The sequence below is a fragment of the Lactobacillus melliventris genome (assembly GCF_013346935.1).
Taxonomy (GTDB): domain Bacteria; phylum Bacillota; class Bacilli; order Lactobacillales; family Lactobacillaceae; genus Lactobacillus.
This window is the reverse complement of the sequence record NZ_JAAEEB010000016.1, coordinates 1-11110: the sequence shown is the minus strand read 5'-3', so window position 1 is coordinate 11110 and position 11110 is coordinate 1. Positions and strand designations below refer to the sequence as shown.

The following is an 11110-nucleotide window of genomic DNA, read 5'->3' as shown; positions in this document are numbered from 1 at the left end:
TTACGTTTACTGGTTCAATCATATTAGAAGATCAAACAAACTAAAATACACGACCCCGATCAAATATCGAAATCGTGCATTGAGTCTTGCGTAATATTAAAATGTCTAACTTTTTAGTTGCACTTCAATTTCGGGGGGTCAGATCAATTGTTGGTCTTTAATTTGTTATTATTCAATGATTTCAATTACGTTGTTCGTACATACTTCAATAATATGTAATTCTATGCTTAATTGAAAGTTAGATAAACGTTTTTTCATAATGGTATAGTTTTATAATATTATTGTAATGGTAAATATGTTATTATTCTGGCTTTATCTTTAAGAATATAGCTCTTACATAAAGCAATACTTACCTCATTATGACTGTTATCAGTTTCAATTAAAGGTAGAAATAAGTACAGGTGCTTTAACTAAAACTAAATCATTTATTGCACGATGCTTTTTAAAAAGATAGGTATACTAATTATTTTTAATATTTAAATTAAAAGTTTTACTCTTTATTAGTAGATTATAGAATAAAAATATACAGAAGTAAATTATAACTAAATAATATATAAGCTTTTAAGTCCGTCTAGCTTTAGTTACATAAAGATTAATTCATTTTACATAATAATTAAGGCATGAGAAAAATACTGCTGAATAAAGATCAATAATTTCTATTTTTTATTGTGACATTAGCTGTCTTTAAGCGAAGATTGGAAAAGATAATAAACTTGTTATTTATTAATTTTTGCTTACTTAAAAGTAATAAATTATTGTCTAATTTTAAGTACTTCACCACTATTAATGGTTACAAGCTGGCCATGATTATTAAGAATCAAGTTTGCTTGGTTGTCGAGTCTGACAGCATCTCCTGTAATTGCTTTCTTTCCTGTTATAGCAGTTACTTTTTGTCCAAGCATTGACATGTTTTTTTCGTAATCATATAGAAATTGCTCTTGTGTAAAATTAGGTATAAATGACATGAGTTTTCTAACTAATTGGGCTACAAACTTGCAAAATTGTTCAGTGGTTGGAGGATAGTCTAATACATTAGTACTAGATGCTAACGCTTGTTCTAAATTAGGCTGATACAAGTTGCAACCAATACCAATTATAACTGTTTGAGTAGCAATCTTTTCGATCAAAATACCAGCGATTTTTTTCCCATGTAAGAGTAAATCGTTAACCCATTTGATATCGGAAATGGTATTAAATTGCTGGCGAATAGTTTGGTGAAGACACCACGCAGTTCCAGTAGTTAAAAGTCCTTGATTACTTGTTGTTAAGTGTGGCACTTTTGCAATAAGCGACAAATAAACGCCACCACTATTAGAAATAAAATAACGTTTTTGTTTGCCATAGCCATGTGTCTGGACATCACTACCAGCTAAAATAATACTTTGATATTGTTGTGCTTGAAAGTGCTGTTTAGCGTATGTGTTAGTAGAATCAACTTGCTTTAGCCATGTTACAGTAATTGGTAAGTCAGATAATTGATTGGCAATAAGATTTTGATTTTTTGAAATATTATTTTTAATCATGATTATTTTACCCTTGTTAAATAAATTTTGATATTCAAATAAATCTTTAAAATATTATATATCAAGCTTAGTTAAGAAGCAAAATTATAATAAATTGTAGTTAGTATAAAATATTTATGTGGAAAATAAAAAAACAGAAAAGAACTTTCTATTAAAATGTAATTTGAACAAGATTATATTCAGTGAGATTTTCTTCTATATGACTAGTTTATTACAAGACTTACAGTTTTTAATATACAATTTATCACGTAATACTAATAAAATGTTAATTAATGATCCCACTTTTGATAAGTTATTAGATTTATTTATGTAGCATCTGCCTAGTCGTAAAAAGCAATATTGAAGCAATGTGGATTTGTATTAAACAGACTTTATATGAGTAGCTAACTTTTAAATGAATATATTATCAAGACAAGAAATCTAAGCATTATTTCTTCTGGCTTGATCAAGCCATGAACTTAAAAATTATACCCGCAACTTTAAGGTAAAGAAGTTGCCGTATTATGAGCAGTTTCAAGCAAACTTTGGCGAAGTAGCTAAGACAAATTATTGAATCAAGGAATCATTAATGTTGGGCAGATATTAAATCCCTTTGAGCAAATAATTTAAAAAAGAAAACTATAAATAGCAGCAGGCAAGGATTAAAAATTTATATTATAAAAATTTGTAATTAAATTAAATAAAGTTGCAATTTAATTAAAAACGTTATATGATATATTAAAATATATTTAGAAAGATCGTGAATAATTATGTTAACTAATAAAGTGGAAAGCATTACTCCAAATAAAGTATCTGATAAATGTTAGTAATAAAAGAGTTCCTTAGAACTCGTTTATTTTAGTTAGTTTTCAAAATAAAAAGGTGAATAATGTTTATTCCAATGATAAGGCCCGGAATAGGTGTATATAGAAATAAAAATAAAATAGAATTTGAAATTTATAACGAGCATAAGCAAATATCATATACTGCAGATGAATTGGCCATTAATATTATATCTTATTTAACGGGTGAATTTACTGACTCTGAAATATTACACATGGTAAATCAGAAACTGTCCTCAAAAAAAATCAATAAACATTTTCTAAAAGATTTTTGTAATCAATTATTTTGCGATGGATTAATAGTATATAAGTCCTTGAAAAATAATTATGAACTATTAGATAGGGAAAATAATTATTTGAATATGTATCCTAATAAAAACAAATTTACTGATGAGTTTTTAAAAAAGCTAATGAATAAGCATATAACTGTTATTGGCTGTGGAGGATTAGGATCAAATTTACTTGAGCAATTATTTAGAATAGGTGTTCAAAATTATACTATAGTTGATTTTGACAAAGTAGAACCAGAAAACCTAGCCAATCAAGCAATTTTTACATCTAAAGATATTAATAAATCAAAGGTTGATGTTATTAAAAAATTTGGTAAAACTGTTAATCCTGCAATAAATATAAATAACATTAGCTTAAAAGTTGATCAGACTAATATTAACCAAGTAATTGCAGGGACAGATTTTGTTTTTTCGTGTGCTGATTATCCAAGTATAAAAAATGTATCACTGTTGGTTTCAAATGAATGCTTAAAAAAGGGAGTACCACATATTGTTGGTGGAGGTTATTCAGGACATGAGGCCTCTTTAGGAACTATGGTAATTCCTAAAAAAACATTTACGTGGAAAGATTATCTTGAAACATCAAAACTAGGACGAAACAAAAATCAGGAAATTATACCTCCTGTGGTGAACATGTCGTTTTTGCCAATAATAAAAATTATTGCTGCTATTCAGATAAATGAGTTTTTTAAATTGTTTAATAATAATGATAACTTGTTATTGATAAACTCTTTTAATGAGTTTGATATGAACTTGTATCAAATAAGAAAGACTATGATAAGAAAAGAGTCAACAGAATGATTTATGATTTTTCTATGTATTTGAGTGATCTAGATGATCAACGTCTTTTCCAAGTATTAAAAAAAAGTAATCAACTTGATTTGATTTGGAAAGAAATTTCTTTAATTAGACAAATTGAAATAAACGAAAAAAAAGAAAATATTCAAGACCTTGTGACAATTGCAAGTAAAGCCATGAAGTTTACTAATTTAAAAAACCAAGAGTCACTGAGCAAAAAATGGGCTAACTATATTTTGTTTCAAGAAACTGATGCTATATTTGTTTATTTATTTTCTCAGACAAAGTGTTTTCTAAAAAATAATTTAATTATTATAAATGAAGAAAAATTAAATGATATTAAGAGAGGAAATACGATAATTTTTAGTCCACATTGGGGAGATTTTTATTCTATACCAATAATATTGGCGAGTTTAAGAATTCAAAATGTTCCATTAGCTAATGGTGATGAAGGGGAGCATATGCGGTCCATTTTAGATGTAATGTTATCGAGCTTAAAAAAGTACATAACAGAAGTTTTAGACACATCTAACCCAGTTAATGCTCTTTTTAAGTTGGATAATTTATTAAAAAATTCAAAAAATATACTTGAATTTCCAGAATATACATTAGGTCCTAAACCCAAGTATCGTACTAAGTATTTAGATAATTTCTTTCCCGTAGCGTACGGATTAGCAGCCTTAGCTAAACGAAATAATTCAAATATACAACCAGTTACTTTTACAAGAATAGATGATTTTCCTCATTATGAATTAAGATTTTATTCCAAGATAAATATAAAAGATATGACAGTAGGACAGATTAATAATAATATTCACAGACTGATAAACAGTATAATAGTTAAGACTCCTGAAAAGTGGTGGTATTGGTATTTGTTTTCCAAAAATAGAATATCAATCAATTAAGTATTATATATTAATTTAATATACAACGGTGATAAAAATGAAAATAAAAAACATAATTAGATGGTTACCTAATTGGCTCGTATTTTCAATAATAATAACAACAATTATTTCATCATTTGATGGAGTAGTTTTGGCACAGGTACTTTCTTCTATAGCAAATTTTAATCATAACTCAACATTTTTAGAAGTAATGTTTTATGCTGTCAAAAGCTTTTCAGCAATGGCTATTGTGTATTTTTCAATGACTTTAAGAAAAATGTTAATAAATTTAGCAATAAAAAAGCTTAATGTAAAGCTCAAAAGTAATTTTATTTATGGGCAAATTAATACTTCAACTTTTAGTAGTGATACTGCGGATAATGTCTCAAAAATATTTAATGATTTTAAATTGGTTGAAACAGATTACTTTAGTCTGATCTTTGAAGTATTTGCGTCTTTGTTAATGGCATTAATCTCTGGAATTTATATTTTAAGTTTAAGCATACCTATTGGAATTTTGTTTATTTTATTTTCTTTATTACCTATGATAACTCCAAAGATTTTTGGTAAAAAATTAACTGCCACTTCTTCAAAGTGGCAGGAAGATAGTAGTAGATTTTTAAGTAAGGTAACTGATTTATTTAATGGAGCCAATACTATCAAAACTTATTTAGCTGAAAAGTATATGTACAATGATACAGATAAGTATTTAAATGAATCCGAAAATTCTTATTTACTTATGAATAACTGGCAAGCTGTTACTTTTTTTGTCGCTTCAATTCTTTCAGTTGTTAGTTATATTTTACCTATTGGTATTGGCTTGCTTTTAGTTATTCAAAGAAAGATATCTTCTGCAGCTTTGATTGGTATTTTTATGGCTAGTGACAGAGTCGTAGGTCCATTAGGAACAGTTTCAGAGTATCTTAGTAAGATAAAAACTACTCAAGAAATTCGAAAATCTTATAGTGAACATATGATTGAATTTAAAGCTCCTAAAAAAATATCGAAAGATATTAAGCCAAAAATTTGTTTTGAAAATGTTTATTTTACGTACTCAAATGGTAAACAGATTATCAATAATTTGAATTTAAATATTACTTTTGGAGAAAAAATTTTGATTACAGGAGCTTCTGGTGTTGGTAAATCGACAATACTTAATTTGATTCAGGGTTCTATTAAACCAAGTAGCGGAAAAATTTATTTGAGGGAAAAGAATAGTAAAATAAACAATATTCTCGAATCTGGTAGGATTGCTTATATAAGACAAAATCCCAACTTATTTAATGATACTTTGCGTTTTAATCTAACTTTAGGCGAGGATTTCTCAACTAAAGATTGTTTATTTGTTCTTGAAAAAGTAGGATTGATTAATGAACTAGGTAACGATGCTTTAAATAGATATTATGGTGAAAGTGGGAAAAACTTATCTGGTGGACAACGGCAGCGAATCGAAATTGCTAGAGCTCTTCTTTTTAATAAAAAAATTATTTTAATTGATGAAGCAACTTCTAGTTTAGATCCAAAAATGTCGGACAAAATAAATAAAATTATTCAAAATTTAGATTGTACAGTGATTGAGGTTGCTCATTATTATGACGATATTGAATTTAAACATGCACATTTTACACACTATGTACTTGAAAATAAAACTTTAAGATTAAATTGTTAAGTACAGTGAAAATCAAAAGTAAAAATATGAAGTATGTCAAGAATTAAGTATAAATTTTTTTGATGATAGTTAACACAAGTTTCACACTTAGGTTATTGATTAGGTTTTGATAGCAGTGTGGTCTTTACCAGTTAAACGGTTCTCTTGCACACTAGTCTCATTATGATTTTTTATATATAAACATTCTAACGTTAGTGATGGAGATGAGGCTAGCTCAATTTTGCCTTTACCACTTTTGTTTTGTGCTAAAGTGGGTTTGAGTTGTAAGCATTTTTTACGCTTTATCCTAATAGTAATTAACGTCGTTATAAAAATTGGCAGCTTCGTTATTTCCTTGCTTAAATCTGTTTGAAAAGTATTGGACACTTAGGGTCCATGTGTTGAAAAAGTGCATTAACAAGGAAGTCAGTTATATGAAATAAGTAAGGCAAAGAAAAGAAGATTGAATTTGAAAAGAGGTAAAAATTTATGAATATGCACGTGAACGTAGTATGCGTGATCCTGAATTTGCCAAAGAAGTTAGTCAAAATAATATAAATTTTGAAATTGCTGTTCAGGTAAGGAATTTACGAAGTAATCTTGGCTTAAGCCAAAGAGAATTTGCAAAACTAATAGATAAGCCACAATCAACAATTGTACGGATAAAGAGTGGTTCAATGAATACTTCCACAAAGTTATTGAGTAAAATTGCCCAAGCAACTAAGCAAAAGGTAAGGATAGGATAGAATTCATACCGTCTTAATATCAGCAAGTCTAAATACGTAAAAAAGAGAGCTTTAAGCTCTCTTTTTGTTTCGACTACCTAATAGTTTTTAAAAACAAATTAAGCCTGCTGTTAGATAAATTCAAATGGTAAATGACTGATAACAGGTAAGGTGTATGTTCCAGGACGCCAACGATTAATTAAATTGCGGTAAAGCTCTAATGATATTTCGTTTAACTAAAGCTGGTTTGAAAAATTTTTCTTAGGTAAGTATTGTGCTAAGTTATAAAGTTCTTGACAACTTCTCTTAGGTTGAATGATGGCTCTATTCAATGGATGCACGTAAACATCCCTCTAACTGCTTTTTAGTATTCTAGGATTAATGAAGTGGCTAGTGACTAAAAGACGCTAACTAATTTATTTGTTGTTTACACGTGTAATACGTGTTACAATTAAAAACGTAAGGAGGTAAGTATACATGCCACTTACAGGAAAGGAGATGCTCAAGCTATTACTCGAAAATGGCTGGATTGAACGTCGAGTTGCTGGCTCACATCATCATTTATATAAAGATGGTGTAAGAATAACGGTACCTATTCATGGCAATCAAGATCTTGGTAATGGCCTTGAGCGTAAAATTCTTAAGGAAGCAGGGCTTAAAAAGCCCTGAAATTTTACGCAAAGTTGATAATTTAATCACTTTGCGTTTTTCAAAGGAGAATGCTTTATGAGTAAAAAAACTAAGCTTTATTTAGTTTATCCTGCAATTTTTACACCAGAAACTAATGGCGGTTATTTAATCGAATTTCCTGACATTCAAGGTGCTTTTACTGGAATCAATACTGATAATATTTCTTATGGAATTGAGATGGCTGAGGAAGCACTAGGATTAACTTTGGCGGACTATATTGAAAGTGGTGACTCAATTAACTCTCCTTCAAAAATAGATAAGCTGAAAGTCCCGGATGGTTCTTTTGCAACTTTGATTAGAGCAAATGTATCAAAGTACTTAGACAACGATAAGTTGGTAAAAAAGACTTTAACCATTCCCCAGTGGGCTGATCGTAAAGCGAAAAAATTAAAATTGAATTTTTCATCTTTATTGACTAATGCAATTTTGCAAGAAAAATAATATTTATGTTTGGTTAATAGTCCTTGGAAGGTTATACCAATTTTTATAAAAGATTATGATCCTTATAACTTAAAAGATATTGTACTTTTTCGGAAAAAGGTTTCTACAGATTAAATATACAGAAGTAAGTTTATACCTTGCTTCTGTTTTTTGTTATGCTGAGAGAGCGATTCTAAGGCCTAGTTCATCTTTTTTGACTATTAATTAATAAACTTAGCCGTATATTTTGTTTTGATTAAACATCTTCAAATTTAAACTATGTAGAAAAAGATACTTTTTCTACATAGTATGCTAAAAGGTGCATTCTTACTGATAGTAAAATTTTGAGCTATTTAACTATGTAGAATAAATAAATATAATAGAATTATTCTACTTAATACGTTAAAATAACCATATAGCAAGGCTTTAAAAGATAACATAAAGTAAGGAACAAAAAATGCCGAGAAAACATAAAGATACACGACCAATTACGGACTCAATTATGCTAAAAAAGTTTTTAGACAAATTAAAAAGCGAAGGAGAAATGGGAGAAAGGAACTATGCCATTTTTCAGACAGGTAAAGTTACGTGCTTAAGAGTAAGTGATGTTTTGGCTTTAAAAAAAGATCAAGTTTTCGATAAGAGGGGCAGAGTAAAAAAAGAAGTCTTTACCAAAGATAAGAAAACAAAAAAGCAGAACAGACTATATCTCACTCCAGTAAGAGATGTATTGGAAGACTACTATGAGTGGTTGCAAGACTATGAAAAAAAGCATCCCTATAAAAAATTAGCATCTAGTGAATGGTTATTTCCAAGTTCAAGATACTTAGGTGAAAATAAGCCGATTGCAGAGAACACTTATTATCGTATCTGTCACAAAATTGGACTTAAATTAGGTGTTGATTGGATTGGTTCACATACTATGAGAAAGACTGGAGCATTCATTATTTACGAACAGACAGGACATAATATTGGTTTCGTATCTCACTTGTTGAATCATAGTAGCGAAGCAATGACTTTCAGATACTTAGGTTTTGAAGAAGAACGTAAGGAAGCATTACTAGATCAAATTAACTTTAATAGAGTTTAATTTTCTAAATTTATAAAGGCTCTTTTCATTCAAAAAAGGGCTTTTTTCTTTTGCTATTTTTAAGCATTCTGTGTCATTGTTAATTAAATTAACTGAACTTGGTCTTAAAATCGCCTTCTCAGCATCGAAAAAATTATGCTTTTAAAGATAAATATTTAATAATTCTTGGATGTTTAACTTTCGTTTTGGGCAAATAAATTTTTGTACAATTGAAAGTGAATCAGAAATTAATTATAGATCAGATGGAGAACAACATGAAAATTAACGAAATTAAAAACATGGTAGAAAAATTAGATGATATAACTTGTTACTCAGGATTAATCACAGTATATTATAAAGACCAAGCTGTATCCAATTTTACTTGTGGTAATTCTATGCAGGGACAATCAGATTTGATTTTTAACTTGCTACTACAATCTCAATTTAAAAAAGATTACCTATTTGAGAGAATAACTAGTGGCATTAAAGATATTTGCTATCGAAAAAATCCTGTAGAGAAAATTAATGAAGATTTTGATTATATTCAGCTTACTGATACTTTTACTCACATCGGTAAATATATGAATATTTCTAAAATTGAATCAATTGAAAAGGAACTTGAGGATTTAAATCTTAGTCTTAAGACTCTAAAAAAGAATGATGAAATTCTTGATTATACTTTATTTGTAAATTATGACAATAATACTATGTATTACGAATCATCATTCAATAATATATCTGAATATGCTAATTTAGTCTTTAGCTTTTGTTGTACTTATAATTTGGATCCTATTAAATATTTGGAAGCTATTGAAAAAAAAGCAAGAACGTTGCGGACACATTTATTATTTAGGAGTGCAGATTGGCGAAGCCAAACTAATTCCTTATTATTAAGATTATCTACTTTTGGCACTTATGATTGTGATAGGTCTCTAAGTGAACACAAAGTGGAACAAGACGTGATAGATGTTGCACAATACATTCAGAATGAGTCATATGATTGGCATTGCCTTTTCGTGGGTACTAGACACACCAATTTCTTATCTCTAACTTATTCAAATTATGATGATACTTTTAAAGGTCTCAAATCATTAAATCAAGCAATTTATACTAAATATCCAGAACAGTTACCTGGTGCAATTAAGTTCTATAATAAGTTCTTTGAAAATGTTAAAGGTGAAGAACTTAATTATTTCTTTTATCCAAGCCAAAAATGGGATGCCTTCTCCAATACAGTCTATTTAACAAAAAAAAATACAGTTAAAGAAAAAAAAGTTCTACCTATTGATAGTCTTATTCAAGAAAAGATCAATTATTCTAACATTCGTTGCGTATTTGCAGAAGCTGCTAATGGCCCTGCTCGGTTAGTTAGAGTAAGCACTGATGAAAAGCGCTCTGTTTCAAATTATTTCATACAATTACTTGGAACTTTATTAAGTGTATATCCCGATCATATTGATGATATTTCTAATTGGTCAGAGGTTTTAAAAGACCAATTTGGAAATCCTGATAGTTTTAATATGTAGGAAAATCTTGGAATATTATCAAGTACGATATAATATTTCAAGATAATCTAGGGTTACTATTGGATAAAAATTTTGTATAATAATCATGTGAATAAATTTTATTTTTATTCATTTAATTTTGCTTGATTTTTTGATTTATCATTAAGCGTTGGTGTTGAATTTCATTGTTGAAATTCGTCTATTGTTTATCACTATCGTAAGATATTTTTATTGTTTATCGCTAACTAAAATTAAGGTTTTAAGTATGTACTTAAAGCCTTTTTTGCGTTGAGTTAAATAAGAAAATTGAATACTACAAGTGAGGATCAGCATAACTGATCTTTTTTAGTATGGAGGTTTTATTATGATAAGACTTTAAAAAAGTTGTTTTAGATTAGATGATTGGATAAAATCAATATTTATTGTATTTTTTTGATTTTATCTTTCAATCAAATTATTGTTGTTTTAGAAGAATTAGTAATTATTTTATTATATTTGTTTATGATCAATTCACAAGATCAAAATTTTTTCGCTCAAAGAAAAAGTCCAGTTTAAATAACTGGGCTTTTTTATTTGATAAATATTAAAAATATTATAATACATCACCTGTTGAAGCTAACCCCTAAAACTGGACGTTAGTTTTATATCGTTTTACTTAAGGCTTGATTCCGATATTGAATCGGAGTTAAGCCTTTTAGTTTGTGCCGAATTCTATCTTCATTATAATAACTTATCCA

At 28.3% G+C, this 11110-nt stretch carries 11 protein-coding genes; 9 read left to right on the top strand and 2 right to left on the bottom strand.

Annotated elements, in window-relative coordinates; all coding sequences use genetic code 11:
* On the top strand, positions 1-94 hold a 94-nt coding region (locus GYV61_RS09515), incomplete at its 5' end, for an IS3 family transposase (protein WP_147444110.1).
* 658 nt (positions 95-752) lie between these two features.
* Here the strand turns inward: GYV61_RS09515 and GYV61_RS09510 are convergent.
* Positions 753-1523 (bottom strand): biotin--[acetyl-CoA-carboxylase] ligase, encoded by a 771-nt coding sequence (locus GYV61_RS09510; protein WP_122026729.1) that lies wholly within the window; start codon positions 1521-1523, stop codon positions 753-755.
* Between the two features lie 868 nt (positions 1524-2391).
* Here GYV61_RS09510 and GYV61_RS09505 point away from each other — a divergent pair.
* The 8 genes from GYV61_RS09505 to GYV61_RS09470 all read left to right on the top strand — a co-directional run bounded on the left by GYV61_RS09505 (position 2392) and on the right by GYV61_RS09470 (position 10394).
* Positions 2392-3435, top strand: coding sequence for a ThiF family adenylyltransferase (locus GYV61_RS09505; protein WP_052059686.1), 1044 nt, complete (start codon positions 2392-2394; stop codon positions 3433-3435).
* Entirely contained in the window at positions 3432-4337 is a 906-nt protein-coding gene (locus GYV61_RS09500) for an LpxL/LpxP family acyltransferase (protein WP_034981289.1), read from the top strand. The genes GYV61_RS09505 and GYV61_RS09500 overlap by 4 nt, the downstream gene beginning before the upstream one ends.
* A 37-nt stretch (positions 4338-4374) precedes the next feature.
* On the top strand, positions 4375-5985 hold the full coding sequence (locus GYV61_RS09495; RefSeq protein WP_174795610.1) for an ATP-binding cassette domain-containing protein: 1611 nt from the start codon (positions 4375-4377) through the stop codon (positions 5983-5985).
* Positions 5986-6476: 491 nt separating this feature from the next.
* Complete coding sequence (locus GYV61_RS09490) at positions 6477-6710, top strand: helix-turn-helix domain-containing protein (protein ID WP_052060372.1); 234 nt, start codon at positions 6477-6479, stop codon at positions 6708-6710.
* A 456-nt stretch (positions 6711-7166) separates the two neighbouring features.
* Positions 7167-7358, top strand: coding sequence for a type II toxin-antitoxin system HicA family toxin (locus GYV61_RS09485; protein ID WP_034981274.1), 192 nt, complete (start codon positions 7167-7169; stop codon positions 7356-7358).
* A 57-nt stretch (positions 7359-7415) separates the two neighbouring features.
* Positions 7416-7820 carry a type II toxin-antitoxin system HicB family antitoxin gene (locus GYV61_RS09480; RefSeq protein ID WP_034981271.1) on the top strand — a complete coding sequence of 135 codons (405 nt, stop codon included), beginning with the start codon at positions 7416-7418 and terminating at the stop codon, positions 7818-7820.
* Positions 7821-8256: 436 nt separating this feature from the next.
* Positions 8257-8889 (top strand): tyrosine-type recombinase/integrase, encoded by a 633-nt coding sequence (locus GYV61_RS09475; RefSeq protein WP_122052530.1) that lies wholly within the window; start codon positions 8257-8259, stop codon positions 8887-8889.
* A 254-nt stretch (positions 8890-9143) separates the two neighbouring features.
* Positions 9144-10394: a hypothetical protein gene (locus tag GYV61_RS09470; protein WP_034981266.1), complete on the top strand. Its 1251-nt coding sequence runs from the start codon at positions 9144-9146 to the stop codon at positions 10392-10394.
* Positions 10395-11014: 620 nt separating this feature from the next.
* Here the strand turns inward: GYV61_RS09470 and GYV61_RS09920 are convergent.
* A complete protein-coding gene (locus GYV61_RS09920; protein WP_370448574.1) occupies positions 11015-11107 on the bottom strand; it encodes an IS3 family transposase in 93 nt (30 codons plus the stop codon).
* Positions 11108-11110 lie beyond the last annotated feature (3 nt).

Excerpts from the sequence above, each read along its gene's own strand:
- GYV61_RS09500 (WP_034981289.1), top strand. The coding sequence starts at position 3,432 with ATGATTTATGATTTTTCTATGTATTTGAGTGATCTAGATGATCAACGT.
- GYV61_RS09505 (WP_052059686.1), top strand. The coding sequence starts at position 2,392 with ATGTTTATTCCAATGATAAGGCCCGGAATAGGTGTATATAGAAATAAA.
- GYV61_RS09490 (WP_052060372.1), top strand. The coding sequence starts at position 6,477 with ATGCGTGATCCTGAATTTGCCAAAGAAGTTAGTCAAAATAATATAAAT.
- GYV61_RS09480 (WP_034981271.1), top strand. The coding sequence starts at position 7,416 with ATGAGTAAAAAAACTAAGCTTTATTTAGTTTATCCTGCAATTTTTACA.
- GYV61_RS09510 (WP_122026729.1), bottom strand. The coding sequence starts at position 1,523 with ATGATTAAAAATAATATTTCAAAAAATCAAAATCTTATTGCCAATCAA.
- GYV61_RS09475 (WP_122052530.1), top strand. The coding sequence starts at position 8,257 with ATGCCGAGAAAACATAAAGATACACGACCAATTACGGACTCAATTATG.
- GYV61_RS09470 (WP_034981266.1), top strand. The coding sequence starts at position 9,144 with ATGAAAATTAACGAAATTAAAAACATGGTAGAAAAATTAGATGATATA.
- GYV61_RS09485 (WP_034981274.1), top strand. The coding sequence starts at position 7,167 with ATGCCACTTACAGGAAAGGAGATGCTCAAGCTATTACTCGAAAATGGC.
- GYV61_RS09495 (WP_174795610.1), top strand. The coding sequence starts at position 4,375 with ATGAAAATAAAAAACATAATTAGATGGTTACCTAATTGGCTCGTATTT.